This window comes from Pantoea sp. SJZ147 (genome assembly GCF_007828605.1).
Taxonomy (GTDB): domain Bacteria; phylum Pseudomonadota; class Gammaproteobacteria; order Enterobacterales; family Enterobacteriaceae; genus Pantoea; species Pantoea allii.
Genome location: NZ_VIVB01000007.1, coordinates 164845 through 187630 on the forward strand (window position 1 = coordinate 164845; position 22786 = coordinate 187630).

20 protein-coding genes and 1 pseudogene are annotated in these 22786 nt (G+C 50.4%); 10 read left to right on the plus strand and 11 right to left on the minus strand.

Going from position 1 to position 22786, the window contains the following annotated elements; all coding sequences use genetic code 11:
• The first annotated feature begins 277 nt into the window (after positions 1 to 277).
• Positions 278 to 1090, plus strand: coding sequence for an IclR family transcriptional regulator (locus FBY13_RS12075; RefSeq protein ID WP_063878088.1), 813 nt, complete (start codon positions 278 to 280; stop codon positions 1088 to 1090).
• Between the two features lie 47 nt (positions 1091 to 1137).
• On the opposite strand, the gene FBY13_RS12080 is transcribed toward FBY13_RS12075, so the two are convergent.
• The 5 genes from FBY13_RS12080 to FBY13_RS12100 form a co-directional block, all read right to left on the minus strand.
• A complete protein-coding gene (locus FBY13_RS12080) occupies positions 1138 to 1665 on the minus strand; it encodes a GNAT family N-acetyltransferase (protein WP_063878089.1) in 528 nt (175 codons plus the stop codon).
• Between the two features lie 185 nt (positions 1666 to 1850).
• Positions 1851 to 2390 carry an AAA family ATPase gene (locus tag FBY13_RS12085; RefSeq protein WP_145394255.1) on the minus strand — a complete coding sequence of 180 codons (540 nt, stop codon included), beginning with the start codon at positions 2388 to 2390 and terminating at the stop codon, positions 1851 to 1853.
• An 87-nt stretch (positions 2391 to 2477) separates the two neighbouring features.
• Positions 2478 to 2789 (minus strand): cupin, encoded by a 312-nt coding sequence (locus tag FBY13_RS12090; RefSeq protein ID WP_096011436.1) that lies wholly within the window; start codon positions 2787 to 2789, stop codon positions 2478 to 2480.
• Positions 2790 to 3027: 238 nt separating this feature from the next.
• Entirely contained in the window at positions 3028 to 4362 is a 1335-nt protein-coding gene (locus FBY13_RS12095; protein WP_145394256.1) for a carbohydrate porin, read from the minus strand.
• Positions 4363 to 4575: 213 nt separating this feature from the next.
• Positions 4576 to 5538, minus strand: coding sequence for an aldo/keto reductase (locus FBY13_RS12100; protein WP_145394257.1), 963 nt, complete (start codon positions 5536 to 5538; stop codon positions 4576 to 4578).
• 407 nt (positions 5539 to 5945) lie between these two features.
• On the opposite strand from FBY13_RS12100, the gene FBY13_RS12105 reads away from it, so the two are divergent.
• Positions 5946 to 7064, plus strand: coding sequence for an endo-1,4-beta-xylanase (locus tag FBY13_RS12105; RefSeq protein WP_255474486.1), 1119 nt, complete (start codon positions 5946 to 5948; stop codon positions 7062 to 7064).
• A 101-nt stretch (positions 7065 to 7165) separates the two neighbouring features.
• On the opposite strand, the gene FBY13_RS12110 is transcribed toward FBY13_RS12105, so the two are convergent.
• Complete coding sequence (locus tag FBY13_RS12110; RefSeq protein WP_145394258.1) at positions 7166 to 8827, minus strand: methyl-accepting chemotaxis protein; 1662 nt, start codon at positions 8825 to 8827, stop codon at positions 7166 to 7168.
• Between the two features lie 565 nt (positions 8828 to 9392).
• Positions 9393 to 9605: an RNA chaperone/antiterminator CspA gene (cspA, locus tag FBY13_RS12115; RefSeq protein ID WP_014606872.1), complete on the minus strand. Its 213-nt coding sequence runs from the start codon at positions 9603 to 9605 to the stop codon at positions 9393 to 9395.
• Positions 9606 to 10031: 426 nt separating this feature from the next.
• On the opposite strand from cspA, the gene feoA reads away from it, so the two are divergent.
• The 7 genes and pseudogenes from feoA to FBY13_RS12150 form a co-directional block, all read left to right on the plus strand.
• Positions 10032 to 10256: a ferrous iron transporter A gene (gene feoA, locus FBY13_RS12120; RefSeq protein WP_063878097.1), complete on the plus strand. Its 225-nt coding sequence runs from the start codon at positions 10032 to 10034 to the stop codon at positions 10254 to 10256.
• Positions 10256 to 12577, plus strand: a complete 2322-nt coding sequence (gene feoB / locus FBY13_RS12125) for a Fe(2+) transporter permease subunit FeoB (protein ID WP_145394259.1) — start codon at positions 10256 to 10258, stop codon at positions 12575 to 12577. The genes feoA and feoB overlap by 1 nt, the downstream gene beginning before the upstream one ends.
• Positions 12578 to 13456: 879 nt before the next feature.
• Entirely contained in the window at positions 13457 to 14455 is a 999-nt protein-coding gene (locus FBY13_RS12130) for a glycosyltransferase (protein WP_145394260.1), read from the plus strand.
• Complete coding sequence (locus FBY13_RS12135) at positions 14452 to 15756, plus strand: oligosaccharide flippase family protein (protein WP_063878100.1); 1305 nt, start codon at positions 14452 to 14454, stop codon at positions 15754 to 15756. Before FBY13_RS12130 ends, FBY13_RS12135 begins: the two co-directional genes overlap by 4 nt.
• Positions 15757 to 16159: 403 nt before the next feature.
• Complete coding sequence (locus FBY13_RS12140) at positions 16160 to 17155, plus strand: glycosyltransferase (RefSeq protein WP_145394261.1); 996 nt, start codon at positions 16160 to 16162, stop codon at positions 17153 to 17155.
• Between the two features lie 975 nt (positions 17156 to 18130).
• A complete protein-coding gene (locus tag FBY13_RS12145; RefSeq protein WP_096011449.1) occupies positions 18131 to 18550 on the plus strand; it encodes a hypothetical protein in 420 nt (139 codons plus the stop codon).
• Between the two features lie 273 nt (positions 18551 to 18823).
• Positions 18824 to 19360, plus strand: a pseudogene (locus FBY13_RS12150) (TIGR03747 family integrating conjugative element membrane protein); the annotation flags it as partial.
• Between the two features lie 76 nt (positions 19361 to 19436).
• On the opposite strand, the gene FBY13_RS12155 reads toward FBY13_RS12150, so the two are convergent.
• From FBY13_RS12155 to FBY13_RS12165, 3 genes are read right to left on the minus strand one after another with little or no spacing between them, the layout of a single operon-like run.
• Positions 19437 to 19949 (minus strand): GNAT family N-acetyltransferase, encoded by a 513-nt coding sequence (locus FBY13_RS12155; protein ID WP_145394262.1) that lies wholly within the window; start codon positions 19947 to 19949, stop codon positions 19437 to 19439.
• A 40-nt stretch (positions 19950 to 19989) separates the two neighbouring features.
• Positions 19990 to 20304, minus strand: coding sequence for a DUF1493 family protein (locus tag FBY13_RS12160; protein ID WP_063878109.1), 315 nt, complete (start codon positions 20302 to 20304; stop codon positions 19990 to 19992).
• A 4-nt stretch (positions 20305 to 20308) separates the two neighbouring features.
• Positions 20309 to 20752 (minus strand): STM2901 family protein, encoded by a 444-nt coding sequence (locus FBY13_RS12165; RefSeq protein ID WP_096011451.1) that lies wholly within the window; start codon positions 20750 to 20752, stop codon positions 20309 to 20311.
• A 628-nt stretch (positions 20753 to 21380) separates the two neighbouring features.
• Here FBY13_RS12165 and FBY13_RS12170 point away from each other — a divergent pair.
• On the plus strand, positions 21381 to 22265 hold the full coding sequence (locus FBY13_RS12170; protein WP_064352967.1) for a ParA family protein: 885 nt from the start codon (positions 21381 to 21383) through the stop codon (positions 22263 to 22265).
• A gap of 47 nt (positions 22266 to 22312) precedes the next feature.
• Here FBY13_RS12170 and FBY13_RS12175 read toward each other — a convergent pair whose 3' ends face one another.
• Positions 22313 to 22741, minus strand: a complete 429-nt coding sequence (locus tag FBY13_RS12175) for a hypothetical protein (RefSeq protein WP_064352968.1) — start codon at positions 22739 to 22741, stop codon at positions 22313 to 22315.
• Between the last annotated feature and the right edge of the window lie 45 nt (positions 22742 to 22786).

The following is a 22786-nucleotide window of genomic DNA, read 5'->3' on the forward strand; positions in this document are numbered from 1 at the left end:
GGCGACCGCTCGTTGCTAATTTCAATATGTGAAATACTATTCCAAAAAATAGTATTCCTGCCGCCGTGGAAAAGCAAAGAAGCAGGGCGGATATTTATTCATAATAAACAGTAAGTTAAAATATTGTTTTGAATTTGTGATGAACAACGCACTTCTGCCAGGACGGAACAGACCTGTCCGGCCACACTAAAAAAGCGAAAGATTCCCAGCCGCTATGCCATGAGTTAACATCATGCGTTAGCGCGTTCAGGAAGTGAGAAACGGAGAGGATCGGTGGATGGCGGTGAAAGTGGATAAAGCAAAGGAAACGAAGGGCGATAAGCCATTAGGGACACAGAGCCTGTTTCGTGGCCTGCAGTTAATTGAGTTATTGAGTAATTATCCCAACGGTTGCCCGCTGGCCCATCTTGCTGAACTGTCTGGAATGAACAAAAGCACCGTACACCGCCTGCTACAGGGATTGCACAGCAGTGGTTACGTGACGCAGGCACCTTCGCCTGGTAGCTATCGCTTAACCACCAAGTTTATTTCGGTCGGGCAGAAGGCGCTGTCGTCACTCAATATTATTCACGTCGCCGGGCCACATCTGGAAAAACTGAATCTGGACGTGGGCGAAACCGTGAACTTCTCCAGCCGTGAAGATGACCACGTAGTCCTGATCAACAAGTTAGAACCCACGACCGGCATGATGCGTACCCGTGCCTATATCGGCCAGCATATGCCGCTTTACTGTTCGGCCATGGGAAAAATCTTTCTGGCCTGGGGCAGCGAAGAGTACCTGCTGCAATACTGGCAAAATCATCAGGACAGCATTGAGCAACTGACGAAAAATACCATTACCACGCTGCCTGAGATGCAGCGGGAACTTAACGATATTCTTCAGCAGCGCACCGCGATGGATCGTGAAGAAAATGAACTGGGCGTCACCTGTATTGCCGCGCCGGTGTTTGATATCCAGCAGCGTGTCCCTTATGCGGTATCGGTCTCGCTGCCGACGGCGAAGCTGCAACAGATTGGTGCGAAAAACCTGATGGCGAAGGTGGTTGCCACGGCGCAGGCCATTTCAGAGGAGCTGGGTTGCACCGCCTGAGGACGGCCTTTTCAGGCTGTCGCCAGCCGCAGGTTGTCACCACGGCGTTATGCTTCGTTTTCGGGCAGCGAGCCGTCCCCGGCACCGAGCGCGCGCTGCATCAGCACCGTATCCAGCCAGCGGCCATGCTTGAACCCCACTGACGTCAGCGTACCGATCACGCTGAAACCGGCGGCGCGGTGCAGGGCAATGGAGGCTGCGTTGGCGCTGTCACCCACATTCCCCACCATCTGGCGAAAACCGCGCGTTTCAGCCCAGTCGATAGCATGGGCCAGCAGGCGTTTACCGATGCCTTTTCCCTGAAATGCCGGATCGATATACAGAGAGTCTTCAAGGGTAAACCGGTAGGCATAACGGGGCCGGTAAAAGCCCAGATAGCAGTAACCACAAACCTGTCCTTCACTCACCGCGACGAACCAGGGCAGCCCGGCGGCGCGAAGTTTTTCCAGTCGGCTGGCTATCTCTGCCTCGTCGGGCGGAACGATTTCAAAGCTGCCTGTACCCCGTAAGACGTGGTAGGCGTAAATCTGGTGTATTGCTGGAACATGGCTGTCTTCTGCCAGGATGATTTTCATTTCCCTGTTTCCCTGCCTGTTGCGTTGCAAAAGCGCAGCGTCAGCAGTATATATGGCCGCACGCTGCGTTCACTAACCGAATCTCTCCCCGGCTTGCTGCACGCAAGCGGTGGGCGCCTCACGCTGCGCACCTCCCCCGGACCCATGGCTCGGTGCGGCAGTGAATATCAAGAAGAATACGCAGGTCAGGCTGACAAATTCCAGCCTCTGTAGGCATCATCAATGGCCTTTTGGCCCTGCAAAAAGCATTTTGGCAGATCGAGGTCCGAGTACAGTGTCTGGTAGCGCCTGCGGTTTGCGGGGGTAATCAACGCGATGTGCTTTATCATTGCCCCTTTCACGCTATCCACCCCGCCCTCAAGCCCGCCCTGGCGGGGGGAACTGGCGTAGCAACGTCTGAAATAACGCAGCAAACTGACGAGCGTGGATACATCAAGAAGAATGTAGCCGGTTGCCCGCGCCAGCCTTGCGTTAAGACAGTTGGTGTAGTTGCCGTCCATCACCCAGCAATCCTGATGGATGGCCTGATGATGTAAATGCAAAAACTCAGCCTCATCTCTTGGCTGCCAGTCGGTATGGGGCAGGTGATAAAGTTGATCAAGATGAATGGCAGGCAGGGCGGTTTTACGTGCGAGCGCGCTCGCAAGCGTTGATTTCCCGCTGTTAGACGGCCCCATAATACAGATGCGCGGCCCCAGATTTTCAAGCGTTATTAATGCGCTCATGGCGGCGCCCTTCTGTCTGCTGGCCCTGCGGCGGGCGGCTGTGGCGGATTGCACACCGCCAGGCGCGCGGGGCAAAATTCAGGAAGATTATACTGACCCTTCTTTTTCAATCACCAGCACTCTTGCTTCACCCTGCGGATGGGCGACGTGCTCGGTTCCAGTGCTGGCATAAAAAATATCGCCCGTTTCTAAGCGGATTTTCTTTGTTTCTCCCGCTTCCCGATAATGCATGTCTACGCAGCCATCCATGACGGCAAACACTTCCTGACCATCATTGATATGCCATTTATAAGGCTTATCCGTCCAGTGAAGCCGCACGGTGGTGCCCTCAAAATTGGCAATGTCGACGGCACCCCAGGCCTTTTCGGCGGTGAAAGTTTTGCTGATAAACGTTTTCATCTGTTCCCTGCTGGTCTGAACGCATGTGAGGCGAGTTATAGCGCATCAGCCAGGGCGTGACTTGCAAAAAATTGCGGCTATTACGGGCAGGTGTGGTGGGGAAGGCCGAAACCCCCGCACGGGCGAATCTCAGCAAACGCGGCATGCATGAGGTTCATAGCAGGGCTCGCCTGTCGCCGAATGCAGTAAAACATGCCTGTCGGCTGACGTGAATGAGCCGACAGGCATGAGGCGCAAATCAGAAGTTCACGTTAGCGCTGATGCCGCCGACAAAGGCATCTTTCACCTCACTGACGGCGCCCGGCGCAACCACATATTGCAGGTTGGGACGCAGCTGCAACCATTTGGTCAACTGGGCGTTATAGTAAATTTCATAGTTGTACTCCGCACCCTCCTGAACCGGCAGGTAGGTGGGACTGTTGAAGTCGGTCTGACCGCTGGCGTCATTCTGTTGACGCAGCGCACGGGAATAGGCGCTGTTAACATGAATGCGCGCCGCGCCGACACCTATTTCATCCCGCGGACGCGCATCAAACGGCCCTTTCCAGGTGAAGCTAATGGACTGGTAGTTATCGGTTTTAGCGGTTTTGTGATCGTTCATGACCGCCTGAACGCTGACGCCCAGGCCGCGGCTGGCATCGCCACCCTGTGCGGTAAGCTGCTGCTGTAACAGCACATAGCCGCCATAAGCATGATCTTTGCGCTGGTAAGCGCCATCTTGCCAGCTACCGTAGTTATCGCCATTCGCGGACGAATAGTAGTAGCCGATGCGATAATTACCCGGCAGATTCTCTGGCCCGAAAGTCGGTTTCCAGCCCAGTTCGACCGGCACCAGATTGCCTTCTGAGTTGTTGGTATCAAGGCGGAAACCGTCGCCGCGATCGTAGTTAGCGCGGTTCTGATTGTAGAAACCGACCTGGAAAAATACCTCAGGGGTAAAGTTAACTTTTACCCGTCCGCCCCACTGGGATACCGGCCAGTTAAACCAGCGATCGCCGCGCCAGTTACCGGCCTGACCGCTGCCGAATGCCAGGTTCTGAAACTTGCTGTCAAAGTTATCGAAGTCTTCCCCGACGGTAACCCGGCCGGCTTTAACATTGACCGTGTTATCGAACAGGCCTTTGCTTAACCAGAACTGCGTCAGTCGCCAGGTCTGACCGCGGCCGTACACTTCCTGCGTAGAGGAGAGCATCCCGGTGCGGCGATCGGCAACCTGATCGGAGATGTTACGGCCATTACGATCGGTGATGGTCACCTGGAACTGCGTATCCTGCCAGTCGAGGAGCTTTTGCAGATCGAAATTGGCACCGAATGCCCACTGATCGCTGTAACGCATCGACGTATTGGTATCGGCTCCGCCGCCAAGATTCGCCGCGCTTTCCATGGTGTAGTTAACGTCGAATTTGATGCCGTCTTGTTCCAGTTGTGTCCGCGACCCGTTCCAGTCACCGAACATATAGGGGGAATCATAGCTAAAGGCATCGGCGGCCAGCGCGGAGGCGCTCAGCATCGCAAACATCAGGCTGCCCGCGGCCAGACGAGGCATAAACTGCACTGCTTTTTGAGTATTCATGATCGTTATTCTTGTGTGAATGACAGTAATTGACCGGGCAGAGGATAGTGCTGGTGAAATGTCAGTTTTTGCAAATCCGTGCGTATATAACCTCAAAACAATAAACGATTAACGCAATTGTGACAGGTCTCTCTGAACGAATATGTTTTTAACAGAAAAGGCATTTAATGCGAGGAAGCATAAAAAAAGGGATGCCGTAGCATCCCCTTTGACTCAGGCCTTGCTGGCGCGGGAAAGCTCTTCGATTTCTTGCTTACTTAACATCAGTTCCGTGGCCTTGATCAGCTCATCGAGCTGTTGCAGAGAGGTGGCGCTGACAATCGGTGCCGTAATGCCTGGACGCGCAATCAGCCAGGCCAGAGCGACCTGCGTGGCTGAAGCATCATGTGAGGCGGCCACATCTTCTAACGCCTCAACGATGCGCAGGCCGCGTTCATTCAGGTATTTATCCACAATTCCCTGACCGCGCTGACTCTTGGCGGCATCCTGCGGTTTCTTGTATTTACCGCTCAGAAAGCCGCTGGCGAGGGCGTAGTAGTTGATGACGCCAAGATGATTGTCGCGGGCGACCTGCTCCAGCCCACTTTCATAGCCTTCACGATCATAAAGGTTGTATTCCGGTTGCAGGGTTTCATAGCGCGCCAGCCCCTGCTGCTTGCTGATGTCCAGCGCCTCCTGTAACCGCGTCGCGCTGTAATTGGAGGCACCGATGGCCCTTACTTTGCCGGCTTTAATCAGCGCATCGAAGGCATTAAGTGTATCGGCCAGTGGGGTGGAGTCGTCGTCACGGTGTGCCTGGTACAGATCGATCACATCCGTTTGCAGGCGGCGCAGTGAATCCTCCACAGCCTGGTGGATATAGTCAGGTTTCAGCCCCTTTTTCTCCGGTGACATTTCGATACCGACTTTGGTTGCCAGGACGATCTTGTCGCGCTTACCGCTTTTTTTCAGCCACTTGCCGATAATGGTTTCTGACTCACCGCCTTGATTGCCGGGCGCCCAGCGCGAATACACGTCTGCGGTATCGATAAAGAACAGACCTTTTTCTACCAGCGCATCGAGCAGGGAAAACGAGGTTTTCTCGTCAACCGTCCAGCCAAAGACGTTGCCGCCAAAAGTCAGAAGCGGCACGTTAATACCACTGTTGCCGAGCTGGCGGGTTTTAAGCTGCGTCATAGCATTCTCCTTGGTTAAACGAATCAGGTATGCCTTTCAGCTTAGCAAAGGAAAATCCCCGTTATTTAATTCTGGTTATCAACCTGTGCGGCAGGCTAATGCAATGCGCCCGTGAGGCAATTGATGACACCGCCTTTTTTGCCTGTTTCAGGCAGAGATGATGACGTGTATTCCTGTCACTTTTTTCTTGATGGACCTGAAGACAGGGAACGCGATGACGACCGGTTGGGTGGGCCGCATTGTTATCAGACGGGATCTCAGGCTCATGGCTTTTTTACAGTCTGAAACGCATCTTAACCTCAATGCAAACAATCCCGGCAGACGGCGAGGTGGGTTAAGGCTATAAAAAGTGAGGGCAGGACAACCGTGCCCTTAATGTCATTCATTGGGCATCTGGAGGCGTCGTCGTGCTGCGTAAAACTGCTTTCATGTCGTCAAACCGACGTGGGTTTCTAAAAAACAGCGCCGCGCTCATGCTGGGTGCCGCGCTGCCGCTACCTGCTTTGGCGTCTTCTGCGCCCTTTCCTGCCTTAAAAACCGTTGCCGCCCGCCGTCATCTGCTGTTTGGCTTTGCCGTCAGGCCCGACAGTCTGCAATCCGATGCGCGCTATCGGCAGTTTGTCGCGAGTCAGGCGAGCATTATCGTCCCGGAAAACGCACTAAAATGGATTGCCGTCCATCCCGCGCGCGATCGCTACGATTTCACCGGCCCTGATGCTATCGCCGCCTTTGCCCGCGAGCAGGGGATATTGCTTCGTGGGCACACGTTCTGCTGGCATCGCGCCCTTCCTGGCTGGGTTCAGGATATTGCCGATCCGACCGAACTGGAAAAGGTGCTGAGGCAGCATATTTCCACCGTTGCGGGCCGCTATCGTGGGCAGATACAAAGTTGGGACGTGGCTAACGAAATCATCAATCCCGCCGACGGACAACCCGGCGGATGGCGCAACAGTTTCTGGTATCAGCGGCTTGGTACGCGTTATATGGATATTGCCTGCGAGGCGCTGCATCAGGCCGATCCCCATGCGGTAATCTGCTACAACGATTACGGGCTTGAAAGCGACGATGCCAATGGGCAGCGAAAACGGGCGGCGGTACTGGCGATGCTGCGCGACTTACAGTCCAGACATATTCCGATTGGCGCGCTCGGTATCCAGTCTCATCTCAAAGCCGGTCCCCATCCCGCTTTTGGGCCGGGGCTGGCGGCATTTATTCGCGACGTGAAATCGCTTGGCCTGAAGGTCTACATCACCGAACTGGACGTGGATGACAGCAGCGTGCCGATGGAGAGCCGACCGATGGCGGTTGCCGGTCTGTATAAACGCTATCTTTCGCTGGTTCTGGAGGCAGGCGTTGCCGCTATTTTAACGTGGGGCGTTTGGGACACGCCGCACCGCACGGCTGCGACACCGAAGGCGGGGGACGCGCTGGCGACCGGGCCACTGCTGTTTGGTAAAGACGGCAGCATTAAAGAGGCCAGTTGGGCGGCGCTTCATGTGCTGCGCGAATCATTTCAACACGGATGACGCGCGTGCGGCTATCCACTGACGATAACGCAGCGGCGTCATCTCCATCATCTGATGAGAGGCTTAACCGCAGAGCGGAACCTTGCTCTGTGGTTAAGCAATCAGAAGGACTGCCAGTTTTCTGCTGACAGGCCAGCGCTAGTGCTCTCCGCTAAAGGCTTCTTCAGCGATGGCTTACGCAGCACATTCTGACCTGCGGCCGGGGTTCTGCCTGTGTTAAACACCGCAACCGACTGGCGTAACTGCGTTGCCTGATCCTCTAGCGAGGCAGCGGCACTGGCCGACTCTTCAACCAGCGCGGCGTTTTGCTGCGTGACGCCATCCATTTCAGACACCGCTTTACTCACCTGCTCAATGCCGCGCGTTTGCTCGGCCGAGGCGGAGGCAATCTCTGCCATGAGCTGCGTAACGCTGTTAACGGAATTCACAATACTGCCCATCACATCGCCTGCTTCTGAGGCGTGCGTCGAACCACTGTTTACGCGCTGCGTGGACTGGTCAATCAGCGTGCGTATTTCCTGGGCCGCACTGGCGCTGCGACCGGCCAGAGAACGCACTTCACCGGCCACCACAGCAAAACCTCGTCCCTGTTCGCCGGCACGCGCGGCTTCCACTGCGGCGTTAAGCGCCAGGATATTGGTCTGAAAGGCGATGCTGTCAATAATGCCAATAATACTGGCGATCTGTTTTGAGCTTTCACTTATCTGTTCAATGTTGGCAATCACCTTCGCGACGATTTGCCCACCCTGCGAGGCCATTACGGAGGCATCTTTCGCCATGGTGGTTGCCTGCTGAGCATTTTCCGCGTTCAGTTTTACCGTTGAGGTGAGCTGCTCCATGCTGGCTGCGGTTTCCTCAAGGGCTGCCGCCTGTTGTTCGGTGCGCGAGGAGAGATCGGTACTGCCGGCAGAAACTTCGGCCGCGCCGGTAAAAATGGACTGCGTGGCATCATCCACAGAGCGGATGGTGACAACCAGCGCACTGCGCATCTCTTCGAGCTGGCGAAGCAGTCTGCCGGTTTCGTTTTGACTCTCACTGGCGATCTCCTGGGTCAGATCACCGGCAGAGATAGCACGCATGTAATCAGTGGCCATGCTCAGCGGTTTCAGCAGCAGGGTTCTCAGACCGCCCCAAACAGTGGCAACGGTGACAAGGGCAATGATCGCGATAATCAGCAACGTCCACAGCATATTGCTGTAGTTGCTATCGTTTTCAGCGGCGATCTGCTTCATTAACTGGTAGTTGGCACTGCGCCATGTCTGATAAGCCTTATCCAGATTATCCTGAGCTTCCTGCGCATCAAGATTCCCGTAACCCTGATAATTATTATTTTTCAGAAAGTCTACTGAGGCGAGCATTGTCTCGTGCATCTTGGTGTAAGCCGCCTCGACATTTTTTGTCACCTCGGCATGCTGACCCGGTAACGCGGGTGCGGTCTTATAAGCCTGGAAATACTCATCAGCTTTATCGGCGGACTGCTTCGCCACCTCCAGCAACTTGGCAATAGACGCCAGTGATGCGGGATCTTTCTGGTTTTTAAGAAAGCGGATCGCCACGCGACTGATCGTCACGCGCGTCTTGATCAGCGTCTGCACGCTGTCGCTGAGTTGTTGTTGTTGCAGCGTAAGTTGTTCCGTGTGCGAAAAATTGCGACCAGCCTGGCTGACAGAGGAATAGAAAAGAAAGCCCGTAATGGTCAATAGCGCACTAAAAAGAAATAACACGGCAACAATACCCGTCGTGATTTTAAGGTTTTTAAGCATTGCAGTAATCCCGGTAAAAGGTGATACAGGTTTATCGGTATTAAAATGATTAGCTTAATAGTGACGCGGTAAATAATGTGATCTATGACAGTAACTAAGAAATAAAAGCGGCTTTTCTGAAGAGAGAAGATGTTCGCGAGCCCTTGGGGGACATCGCCTCAATGATAAAAGGCAGCGCGGCTAAAATGTACCATCAGATACATTATTGTGATCTGACAATAATAAAAAGGTCCACGGGTTGTGCCCATGCGTCGTTATTTTGCACAACAGATGCCTGTATTTTCACGTGAATATAATAACGCTTTGAAATAATAAGAATGAAAACGTGATGGTCGGCGCTTTTCTCTCACTGGCGTTATTCGTGCAAGCGATGCAGAGGTTAGCGGATGTCAGACTTTATGGCGCAATGGAGGGCGAAAAATATTCTGCAAGGCTGCCGCGAGGGCGAATGCAGTTTATGACAGGCATTAAAAAACCCGCACAAGGCGGGTTTTTTTCACAACGACTTAACTGCTCAGGCTGTTGCCATCATCGCTATCGTAAGCGGTCGTGAGGGCGTCAGTTGTTACAGTGCAACAACATTGCCAGCTGAAGGACCTTTAGGGCCGTTCTCGATTGAGAACTCCACTTTCTGGCCTTCATCTAAAGTTTTAAAATCGCTGCTCTGGATAGCAGAGAAATGTACGAATACATCTTTGCTTCCGTCCTGAGGAGAAATAAAGCCGAAGCCTTTATCAGCGTTAAACCATTTTACTAAACCAGTCATTTTAGTCGACATAGAGGTGTCCTTTTCATTTTTGAGCCACACAAGGTGACGAAGATGGCCTGTTTTGCAGATTTTACTTATTGGGCACTTAGGAGGAGGCTCATGAAGAAGGGCATCTGGGAATGACGCTTGAACTGAGGACTGCTTTACTAAAACTGCTTTCATAAGGTCTGTGTTCCAAACCGATGTCGCTACACTATAGAGGTTGAACTTATTAAGCAAGGTTTAATTTTATTTAAGTCATAAAGGCCAGACAGCCGGTTCGAAACCCCGGACAGCTGTTTATCCCGGCCGCCGCCGGTCTGGGGTTTTCGCCTTGCGGTAAGTCGTTACAACCCTTTCTGCGTTTCCTTGCGTTTCTCCCCATCCAGATCAAGAAACAAGAATAGTTATCATTTGTATAATTTGCGTTCTGTTGTTACTGGATCGAATAAGGCTATGCAAATAAAACCACGCACGACCTATCGTATTGGGGGATACCAACATTCCATTCATCCCGCCTGGCGGCAAAAGCTGCTAACCATGGGAATGCTGCCCGGCACGTTGATTGAGGTGGTTCGCGTAGCGCCGTTGGGCGATCCGGTGCAAATCCGTACGCGCCGCGTCAACCTTGCGGTAAGGCAGCGGGATCTGGCTGCCGTGATGCTTGAAGAAATAGACTGATGAAAACCTTGACCCTTGGCCTGATTGGTAATCCCAATACGGGCAAAACCACCTTGTTTAACCAGCTTACCGGCGCGCGGCAGCGAGTAGGGAACTGGGCTGGCGTCACTGTCGAACGTAAAGAAGGGCAGTTTTTTACGGCAACGGCGGATGTGCGGCTGGTTGATCTGCCCGGCACACGTTCGCTCACCACACTGTCGGCGGATGGCTCTGTTGATGAGAGCATTGCCTGCCGCTACCTGTTTGACGATCGTGCCGACCTGATTGTGAATGTGGTCGACAGCTCGAACCTGGAGAGCCATCTTTTCCTGACGTTTCAACTGCTGGAGCTGGGTGTTCCCTGCATTGTGGCGCTGAATATGCAGGATATTGCGGCCAGCCGGCATATCCACATCGATGTCGCCGCGCTCTCAGCCCGGCTGGGCTGCCCGGTCGTTACGCTGACGTCCACGCGTGCCGAAGGACTCACTCATCTCAAAGCCGCCATTGATGGCTGGCACAAAGCGATAGCGCCACTGCCGGTGGTTTATCCGCCCGCTATTGAGGCAGCAATTTTACGCCTGCGCGCCATGATGCCTGATGATATCCATGTGCAAAAACAGCGCTGGCTGGCGTTACAGCTGCTGGAAGGCGATATCAACAGCCGCCAGGTTTGTCCCGCAGTCGTGCCACATTTGGCCGAGATTGCCCAGGAAGCCGGTGGTGATCCGGCAATGGTCATCGCCGACTGCCGTTATCAGGCTATCAGCGCCCTCTGTGCCGCCGTCAGCAATATTCAGCAGTCAATGCCAGGCGCGCTGACCGAAAGGCTGGACAACATCGTGCTCAACCGATGGTCAGGTATGCCGGTTTTCCTGGGCGTGATGTACCTGATGTTCGTACTGTCGATTAATATCGGTGCCGCACTACAACCGATATTTGACGGCGGCTCGGTGGCGCTGTTTATCCATGGAACGCAATGGCTCGGCTATACCTTTCATTTTCCCGACTGGCTGACCGTGTTTCTGGCGCAGGGAATCGGTGCTGGCATCAATACGGTGCTGCCTATTCTGCCTCAGATAGGGCTGATGTATCTGTTCCTGTCGTTTCTGGAGGACTCCGGTTATATGGCGCGTGCGGCGTTTGTTATCGATCGTCTGATGCAGTCGCTGGGCTTACCCGGTAAATCCTTTGTTCCCTTAATCGTCGGCTTTGGCTGCAATGTCCCCTCTGTGATGGGCGCCCGTACCCTGGATACACCCCGTGAGCGCTTACTCACCGTGCTGATTGCGCCCTTTATGTCCTGCGGCGCCCGCCTGGCGATTTTCGCCGTTTTCGCGGCGACGTTCTTTGGGGCTTACAGCGCCAGCCTGGTCTTTTCCCTGTATGTACTGGGCATTGTTGTTGCCATTGTCACCGGGCTCATCCTGAAAAACACGCTGCTACGCGGCGAGGCTTCTCCGTTTATTATGGAGCTGCCCGTCTACCACCGGCCTCATCTGAAAAGCCTGCTGATTCAGACCTGGCAGCGGCTGAAAATGTTTATCATACGGGCCGGGCGGGTCATTATTCTGGTCAGCATGGTTATCGGGCTGCTGAGCAGCTTTTCGTTTAACGGCTCGACGGTGGACAATATCAACGTGTCTGCGTTGGCTTCTGCCAGCAAGATCGTGACGCCTGCGCTGCGGCCAATCGGTGTCACCCCGGACAACTGGCAGGCTACCGTGGGGCTGGTCACCGGCATTATGGCAAAGGAAGTGGTGGTCGGAACCCTGAACAGTCTCTATGTCGGTGAAGATGTGCAAAGCGGTGACTTCGACCCGCAGCACTTTGATCTGCTGGGCGAACTGGGTGATGCGCTGACCGCAACCGGCGACAGCCTGAAAGCGGCATTTAGCCTCACCGCGCTGGCAAACCCCATTGAAGCCAGCAAAGGAGACAGCGAGATCAGCGCCAGCCAGATGGGCGTGATGAGTGCGAAGTTTGGCAATGGCTTTGCCGCTTACAGCTACCTCATCTTTGTGCTGCTCTATGTCCCTTGCGTGTCGGTTATGGGTGCGATTGCCCGCGAGGCAGGAAGAAACTGGATGCTCTTTTCGTTTTTCTGGGGCTTAAACGTGGCGTATTCCGTTGCCACGCTGTTTTATCAGAGCGTCAGTTTCCACCATCATCCGGGGTTGAGTTCGCTCTGTCTTATCAGCGTGGTGATGGTGAACAGCGTGGTGTTTGTTCTGCTGCGACGGTTTAGCGGGCGCGTAAAGACGGTGCCTTTTACTGGCACGACAACGGCGCGGGGATGTGGCGGCTGCCACACATGCACCGGGCAACGGCATCGACGCTAGATTCTTGCTATCCGATACCGCCGGATGCCCTGAACCCGCATCGCTGGTGGTTGACCTTATTGACAGGATGACGCGAGGCGATGCGCGCGGGCAAACGCCGGGCGAATATCGCTGTGAACTAAAAACACGCTGAGCGCTTACCGGCCAGCAAAGCCATGTTGGGTCGGCAATCTGCCTGTATTCACCACAGAGGTCAAATCCGCATAGTTCCCTGGCGTGGTTTTGGGCACACAGGGCACTGAGCCAGATGCGCGTGGCAAGAAAAATGCTTTCATCATTGTGCGGCTTATGCAGAAAAGCGTATTCCTTATATCAATATCAGGAATCGTTAACACGGAAAGATATCCATAAACTTCGACGCAATAAACTTAAACGTAAATTAAACACAATGGCTTCTTCTGGTTTATATATTTCTTTTTAGTAGACTTTGCGTTTTTTTAGGTAAAGGTATTTTGCAGCCATGAAATCCTTATTATAAGGATATTCTTATTAATGGGCCTGCACTGCGGCATTCCCGCCTTGTGATGATGATAAATACTGCCTGGCGTTCGCGTTTCCACGCTGTTTGCAGAGCCTGCTTATTGCGAAAGCGATCCGCATCTGAGTAGAGTATTCCCCCTGTTTTCTGTTTATTTTTTAAAGGCCATTTTAGCGGCAATGCAAATTACAGAATACTCTTAGTTTATCGATTAATTCATTGTTTTTATTTAATTTTTACTCGCGATAAAACAGGGTAAACATTTTGATACAAAAATTGACGATGTGCATACATACGACTGATTTAGAGTAGCGAAAAATTTGTACAAATAAAAATTTTTGGGACTAACTGGCACTCTCTTTTGTATTTCACTTTAATGAATATGTCACACCAGAGGTTATATGAATAACGATCAACAAGTCCCTTTAGTGTCATTTATTGTGCCTGTTTATAACGGTGCGGCATTTATTGAACGTTGTGTTGAGAGTATTCTTAAGCAGCCTCAGGCTGAGCGCTGCCAGGTGATTCTGGTGAATGATGGGTCCAGCGATAATTCACTTGAGCTGATGAATAAATACCAGAATTATCCTGGGGTATTGATTATCAATAAGCCCAATGGCGGTGTTTCTTCGGCGCGTAACTGCGGACTGGACGCCGCACGCGGTACATTCATTTCTTTTGTTGACGTTGACGACTTCCTGCCTCCTGCGGTTCTTGATACCTGGCTTACGCTTATGAAGGATGATGTGGTTCTGGCTGTAGGCGAATCACGTACCTTTTCTCATGACGGAAAGCCGCTTTCTGAGGTAACAGAAGCCGATTCTCAGCGCAGTATGTCTGCCGATAAGGCGATAAGTGAACTGTTGTATCACACGCCGAAGCACGGTATCTGTGACAAATTTTTCCGCCGGGAAATCGTGCAACAGCAGCAATTGCACTTTCGTGAAGATATCTTTAACTTTGAAGACCTGCTGTTTGTGATCGGCTATCTGTCCGCCGCGAACCCCGGGCAGGTGGTGTTTAGTCGCCGTGTGGTTTACCACTATGTCGAGTCCAGAAATTCCGCCACACGTTCCGAGCTTAAAGAAAAACACTTTACCTATGTACGTGCTTTTGCCGGGATAAAAATGTTGCTGCTGCGCCCACAGGAACGCTTTTACTACTTTTTATTCCTCAAAGTGACCGCTTCGCATATCTACAAGGCGTTGCACAGTGAGGCGTTCAGCGCTGCGTTTGTTAAGCAGTACATCGATCTCTATCGTCAGAACTATCGTGCTTATTGCGCTGCCGGCATCATTCCAAATGCATGGAGCCTGTATTTCACCTTCTTCTTTCTGTCGCCGCGGCTGGTATCCGGGTTGCGCAACGTCGCACAGAATGTGTTGAGGGGCCGGTCGTGAAACAGAAGCTGCAAAACTCGTTGTGGATGATCATTGAGAAACTGGTTGCCGTCTTTGGGCTGATGTTCGTCACGTCCTTCGTGGCGAAATACGTGGGGCCTGTCACCTTTGGCGTCATCGCGATTTCAATGCTGATCTTTCAGTTTATCCAGTCGGTTGCCATGATGGGCTGCGATGTAATTTTGCTGAAGCGTATCGCCCAGAATCACCGTTCGGGCATCCGGCTTATGGTGCCTGCAGTCATATTAGTGTTTGCCATTTACTGTGTGCTGTCGGCGATAGGCATCATCGTGATGCGCGAGGAGATGAATGCGCAGGCCTTTATCTTTATCTGTGCTGCTGCCTTAGCCTGCCTGTTTTCAGCTATCGACCTGATTAACATTTATAACGAGGCGGTTTTAAATGCGAAGCTGAACGTGATCGCTAACCTGACCGGGCTGCTCATCAGTTTAGGCATTCGCTATGGGATTTCTTATTACCAGCTAGCTCCAGAGTTGCTGGCGATTCCCATTGTGCTGGCCACCTTTATTCCTTTCCTGATTAAGATCTGCGTGTTTGGCTGGTATCACCGACGATCTCAGGTGCGGCCGCCGCTTCCTAAGCTGAGCCATATCCGGCGTTACAGCCGCTATATTCTTCAGGCCGGACGGTCACTGGTGCTGTCGGTGATTGCGATTACCATCTATACCCGACTCAACCAGCTCAGCGTGTCATGGTTTTTAGGCCTCAAAGAGGCGGGCATTTTTTCGGTGGCGATGACGCTGTCGGTTGCCTGGGTATTTTTACCCAATGCGCTGTTGGCGTCTTTCTATCCGGCCCTGTTTGCCGAGCGCGATCCTGAGGTGGCTGTGATACGCGCTCAGAAACTGCAGTTACTGGTCATTGCCGTATCCGTAGGGGTTATCCTTGGCATCGCACTGGTGGGACCTTGGTTTATTGAGCATTTCTACGGTGCCGCTTACACCGAAGCGATAGCCCCGATGGTGTTGTTGAGTATCGGTGCCATGTTTGGTGTGTTAAGCAGCGTGATGGATCGCTTTATCATCAAATACAACGGCTACCGTTATCTGATCAAAAAAACGTTCTGCGTATTGGCGGTTTGCCTGGTGACGACGGTGACGTTGGTGCCCATGTTCGGCATCACTGGCGGGGCAATAAGCGTGGTGGTCACGGAGTTTATGGCTTTTACCGTCCTTAATTACTTTTTCCGCGGTCAGCCAATGATGAAGATTCATAAAATCTTCATCCAGCCGGGGAAATTATGGTTTCTGATTAACCGCACCCTGTTTTCTGGCCGGTAAGTTAAGTTTTTATGAAAGGTATTATTATTTTTGAGAAATAATACCTTTCATCATATTGAAATATATTCATTGAGATTTCCTTTCCCCGTCGATTATCTGTAGGTTTCAGATAAATATTATTTTTTATAATCCTGCAAACCTGCGGGAGGCGTACGTATGCCTTTATTATTTCATTCATTATTTTATCTACAGTATTTAATTAAGGATAATGACTGATCTTCGTTGCCGGAATTATACCTGTTTACAGTCAGTTTAATTTAGCGCTTTTATACTGTGATCGTGGATTTATAAATAATTAAAAAGCTCATTTTCTCCGGGGTGAAAAGGAATGAAGGCGACTTTATAACGCCGATTTTCCTCTGCCTGATGATGCCATGATGTATGTTGGTTACGAGGTTTTGAAATGAATGATAAATATTTATTCAGTATAATAATACCGGTTTATAATGCCGAGAAGACGATTATGCGTACCCTACAGAGCCTTCTCCTTCAGACATTTAAAAATTATGAAATTATTGCAGTTAATGATGGCAGTAAAGATAACTGCGCTGCGATCCTTGATGAGTTCAAACAGTACAATAATTTTAAAGTAATCACGCAGAATAATGCAGGCGTCAGCGTCGCGCGTAATAGCGGACTGGAAGCGGCATCGGGCGACTATGTCATTTTTATTGATGCCGATGACTGGGTTGACGATGATTTTCTTGCCATATTTCATCAGCATCTTTCCTCAGGAATTCCACAACCTCTTGATTTGATGGTAGGGAACCTCAAATGCGATCGCGTGGGCGATCTGTCGACCTATGGCTATTTTGATCAGCAGGGTATTCCCGACGTTCTGGGTGAAATCGAGTTAAGTGATAATATTGGTTATCTTCATAACAAGTGTTACAGAAGAAAAATTATCGATGATTGTGGTATTCGCTTCACGAAAGGCATTTCGATGAGTGAAGATCTCCTGTTTAATCTTAACTATTTCTACTATACCGATAACCTGTTTGTTTTTGACAGTGCCTCCTATCACTATGATGATGTAGAGAACTCGCTTTCAAAGAAACGCGTACTTTATGAAGAGCTGCTGGATCGTAAACGCTACCTTACCGACCTCTATGAAAGGCTGCTGGTGAAGTATAAAAACGGCGATATGACCCGTTTTTCTACAGGAATAACCAAACGCAAGCTGACGCTGGATATGCAAATCGTGACCGCAATGTACTACACCACGCTGAATATTAATGAGGTTCGTAATAGCATCAAACGTATCAAAGAGAAGCGTTATCCTGAGAATGTCCTGGGGCTGTTAAACAGGAGCGAGAAAGTGAAATATCATGTGATGAACGTGAATGCGAAGGCGGCATATTTTGTGCTGTATATGCTTTTCAGATTGCGCTTCTTCTGAGGTTTTCACAGACTGAGCCTGGCAGCGTTGACTCACATTTCCGCTTAACGTTTTGACGGGAACCACAGGTATCTGATGAGGGCAGGGATACCTGATGTCGTTTAACCCCGCAGCCTTAATCCCGAACACGTTATGTCCCCGTGCTGCCCGCTGCAGTTTCAGTCGTTGTTATGCCGGTATGCCTGAAAGTCACGCCCCACGTCGCGGCCCGCATTGCGCCAAACAGGGGCGCTTCACTCTTACGGTTAGCCCGTGCTGATTATGCTCGTTACACAAAGCGTTCTTCATGTCAGAGTAACCATAACTCACCAGCCGGGCCCCTTTTTAGCGGGTTAAACGTCAAATATTCCATACCCGGTATATAAAGGGTGACCTGCTGAGTCCTGCTCGTAATTCCCTGCTTACCGATGCTTTTTCGAAATTGTGGAAAATTTTAGAACCGCGAAATCTTAGTTGCCATCCATTTAGGCTCAAACGTAAAGGTGATCTGTAGGGAAAGAACAGAAGTCGATATCATTTTGATGATCTTAACTATTTGTATTTTATGATAGTAAATTGCATTGTATCGCCGCACGTTAATTACCGTACCGCTCTTTTGTTATCGACACAAAGCTTCTACATAGTGAAAGCGCGGGACTTCTGAATTCGTAGTCACAGTTTACAGGGCGAAAATACCCGTAGCTAACGCTGTAGCCATGCCTGTTCGTGTGGTCATCACAGAATAAAAGACGGCCGACAGTGCCTGATATTTAAATGAAATTAAATATCGATTTTGCGATGAGTTCAGAAATAAAAAACCAAGAAATGGAGATTGTCTGGCTTTACTGCGATGTGTTTTATTTATTTCAATGCTTAAAATTAATTTCTAAGATGATAAGTTTATGTCAGTTTTATGTAAATAAATGTTGTTTACATATTTTTAACTCCATGTTAATAAATAGAGTCGAGTTTGGATAAACTTCATGGAGAAGCAGAATGAAAGCTATTTTAGTTGCTGTAACAATGATGTTGTTGCTTGCAGGATGTAGTTCTATGGGGGGCGAAGATAAATTTAGCCGAAGTTATGTAAGCTCACATATCATTCCTAATAAAACTACTGAGGCTGAGGTGCAGGCTCTGTATGGAACGCCAGATAATCAATTTTCTTCATCGAGTGGCGGTTATAGTTGGAGCTTCAATAAAGGTGGTAATCTGAGTACGGCATCCAGTGTCATGGGATATGTTCCAGGCGCAAGTGCGATTTCAGGCGCACTTGGAATGGCCACCTCTGCCAGTAACGCCTCCGATACGATGACAAGAGCATCCGGCAAAATGACTGGCGATACCAGCCATCATGGTTCGAATCTTGAGATTAACTTTAATAAAAACAAAGTAGTAACATCCTGGTATTTGTAATTTTTAAATGAGGTGGTGCATATATATTTGCACCACCTGATGCTTTTTATTTGCATAATCAATACATCATGGTGACTTCGTAAATATTAATTCTGTGGCGGTTGTTGTTTTCAACGATATGAAAGAAGAGTGATATTCAATCCTGTTTGGCGACAGATAATTTTTAAATCTATATGGTTGTTTTATCTCCCCTGTCTACGTGATGTTCAGATGGTTATTTCCCGTTTTATTCCTGTGCTTTTTCATGTTTGTCGTCTCCGGTCTTGAGATGTCCTTGCATCGGGATATACACGAAGCCTGCTGATGGTCACGCCGGTGGAAACCATCACCCGCTGGGTACAGGCCGCGTGACACAGGCTGTTTGTAGACAGTGGATTCAGTCACTGGCTGGCCTCTTCCAGGGAAACGAGTCGAAAAGGAAGCGGCCTCATTCCTGCTGTAAACGGTTTTGGCGCAAACCTATTAACCTTTGGGAGAGTATCTGCAGGCCACACGCTCTGGGTGACGCTGATTTTCTTTATTCGCGTGATGATCCTGTTCCTCAGTATGCCGCTATTCGGCCTGGTGATTATCACCGGCATGGTTGAGGGGCTGGTCAGGCGCGATCTGCGTCGCTACGGGGCGGGTTACGAATCGAGTTTTGTCTGTCACCACGCCAAACGCTTTATCAAACCGGCGCAGTACGGACCCTGCATGCTGTATCTGGCCTGGCTAACAGCAGTCTGGTCAAATCTGTTTTTGCTGCCTTCTGCGCTGTTGGTTGGTGGCGTGCTGGCTGTCGTGACGGCGTCTTTTAAGAAGCCCCTCTAAACGTAGATGTGTACTTACGGAAATGTGCCCGGAGAGTCTGCGCTGCTGCAGGCCTTTTTTAGGTGTTCAGGGGGATTTAAAGGTTTTTGCCGAGAACATGCACAGTGACATGTTGCGTAGCAGTGTTATAGAAATTATTTCTGATAAAGGTCATTCCCTGTTTTTCATAAAAACCACGCGCTCTGGTGTTTTCTTTAAGTACTTCGAGCCACAGAAAATTACTCCCTCTTTCTTTCGCCATCTCAGCAACGTTATTCAATATAAGTTGGCCGTAGTTTTTCCCAGTCGTGCCTTCTAAAAGATAGAGTTTTTTCAGAAGAGTACCGTGTATAGGTGTGTCCGGAATATTGCATCGCCATATAACTTTAACAAATCCAATCGGAGCCGAAGTCTCGACTACATACCAGCCAGCAGAAGGATCGTTAAGGCTGCTTTCGATCACCTGTAACGAATATTCCTGCTTAAGGAATTCATCCAGTTCATCTCTGTGGGTCCAGTACTGCTCAAAATGTTGGGTGTATGTTCTGACACCCAGCTCGTTCAGGAGCGAAGCATCAGAATGTCTTGCTTCTCGCAGTATTAATGTCATTCATTTATCCCAGACTTAACTTTATAGGTCATCGTATCGTTTAGGGGAAAAGCCAGCGTCCGGCTTCAGCCGACTCAATCAGCATTCTGACGGTAAGAGCGGCAGGTTCATGATGGTCGGTACGCATGAATTTAGGCAGTATGGCATTAGGCAGGAAGCGTATGCCCTCGTTAGGAAAGTATTTCCTGAACTCAAAATGGGTCATGTCGACGCCAAACTTCTCTGCGTACTCTTCAATAAAATCAGCGGCCTCTTCAGGCAGCACCATCTGATTCCCTGTACTCAGTGAGACATCATCTGCCATTTCCCAGAAGTATTTTTTAAGCAGGTTTCTGACCTGAACTGAAGTTTCCATGAGCTTAATCCTTTTCACCCGTTATCAGTCGGTAGCGATGTATGACGTTATTCGTAATGATGTAGATGTCACGGGCAGTAATAACGGCACCTACCCAGGGTACCCAGCGACCAACGTAAGCGCCAACGCTCGTCGTGTAGGCCCATCTCCCCCGTATCATGCTACCGATAGTCAGTGTCCTGCGCTTTTTCGCAAATCGTTTTCTGATTAGTTTGCGCATTGATATTGAGAGAGGGCTGGTGCCAGTCGTGGACGTCTTCGCATCCAGTTTTCCTGAGACAGGAATAAATGGCAGGCTGGCAAGCATTGAGGCTACGGCGAGAAGATCCGTGATGTTGCTGAAGGTTTTAGTGAACTCGTCAAGAATAAGCCACATCAGCAACTCTTCTTTATCCACACTCATACCATCAAAGTAATACTTCCCGCCCAGCTGTTCGGTCGTGTCCATGCGACATCAGCTCCACCTGTAAGTGCATTGTGTAGTTAATCATCGCCCAGCCGACGCGCTTTTCGCCAGAAACAATCTGCTTTTATTTTCAGAAATTCATCAAGATTTTACTGCTGCCAGGCGTGCGCGGTTGCGTCACTCTCACCCTGATCTGTTACCTGTGAGAGCCGTACATGTGCCGTTGACCTCCTTTCATTACGATGCCTAACAATGCATGTCTCATTATGTCGTTCTCTCTTACAGCGATCCCCATTAATGCATTTCTGGAATTTAGTACGAGTTTACCTACCCCGAACCTGCTTGTTGCTCCTGGCGATCGGGGCATTGCTCATCAGTGCTATCACCGCTCGCCTGCTCCGTGCACCCTTTCGTAGAAATCTCGACAATCACTCCAAACCTGGAAATCAAAACCTTACCATCACCTAAATCGAGTTTACTCACCCACTGAGGCGCAGCTTTAAAAGCCCCAAAACGCAAAAACCCCCGCCGAAGCGAGGGTTTCAAATTTGTGGTGCCCGAACCCGGAATCGAACCAGGGACACGGGGATTTTCAATCCCCGTGTCCCTGAATCGCAGTTGAGTATGCATTTGCTCGCACTTGATTAACTATTAGTTATCAGGTGATTAAATGCATTCAAAAACGAAAGTTATACCCGTAGTTTCTACCAAAGGTGGAGAGGGTAAATCAACTCAAACCGCTAATCTTGGTGGATTTCTGGCCGATGCCGGCCTGAAGGTTCTCATTATTGATGGCGACCATGCTCAGCCAACGGCCAGCAGTATATTTCCCCTGAGTTATGAAGCCCCCTGCGGACTCTACGAGCTGCTCATGCAGACCGTAAACCTCTCAGTAGCAGATAACATCATTTCCCGCACGCAAATCGATAATCTCCACCTTATTGTTTCAAACGATCCACGCAATCTTCTCCCAACTTACATGCTTAACGTGCCTGACGGACGAGTCCGGCTGCGCAATGCGCTTTCTGCACCGTTGTTCGAGGGGTACAACGTCATTCTGATTGATTCCCAGGGTGCGAAAACGGTGATGTCCGAGCTGATTATCCTTGCTTCAACGGGGGAAATGATCGGCATGGTTAAACCCGTACTGCCTGACGTGCGCGAATTCATGCGCGGAACCGTTACCCTGATGGAAGATCTTGTGCCGTATTCTGCATTTGGCATAAAACTCCCTGCCATACGTATGCTGGTCAACTGTATGGATTATACCAACCTGGCCACAGAAACGCTTAAGCAGGCTGAGCAGATTATCCATGACAAAGCCTACAGCGCACAGTCTGAGCAGATTGCAATCTCGATGCTAAATACCCGTATTTACGATTTGACGGTCTATAAGCAGGGACACGCAAGCGGGCTACCGGTTCACCGTCTGGAGAAGAAAACCAGCCGTACCAGTGATTCGGCCTTTGATTCTATGCACAAACTTGCCTGCGAACTGTTCCCTGAGTGGAAGCATAAATTCGACGTACTTTCAGAAGAAGGGGACGTGAAATGATGTTTACCTTTACGCCCCCTAGATTCACTGTTTACCAACTACTGGCATCAGTGCCTGCCCGTGTAGGGGTCATCAAGCGAGTCAAGACGCTTCTCAACGCGGCGCAGAAAGTCTCTGGCACCACTGCTGGCTTTATAAGTTTCCCATTCTGCCTCAAGCGCCATATTCATCTCTCCAGCAGTCATTTTGGCAGCCTCAGCAGCAGAAAAATTGTGGCGCAGAATAAGGTAACTTTGGAGGGCTTTGAGGGGAGTGATTCCGGGATTCATCTCTTTCCATCCGTTAGTTACTGCAAGCCAGTCACCCAGCCACTGCAGGCGATACATCGTATGGCGGGATACAACGTCCTCAGAGTGTTCTCGTGCAACGGCCCAGAAATAGCTCGAGTAAATAAGAAACATGGTTTCTTGGAGCCCGTCATCTTCATGAAAGTTAAAAAAATCAATGCCGGACGGCAGCTGTGTAGATGTATTCATGGATATTTCCTTCAAAGTTTTGACATGAATATGCTGTCCGCATCT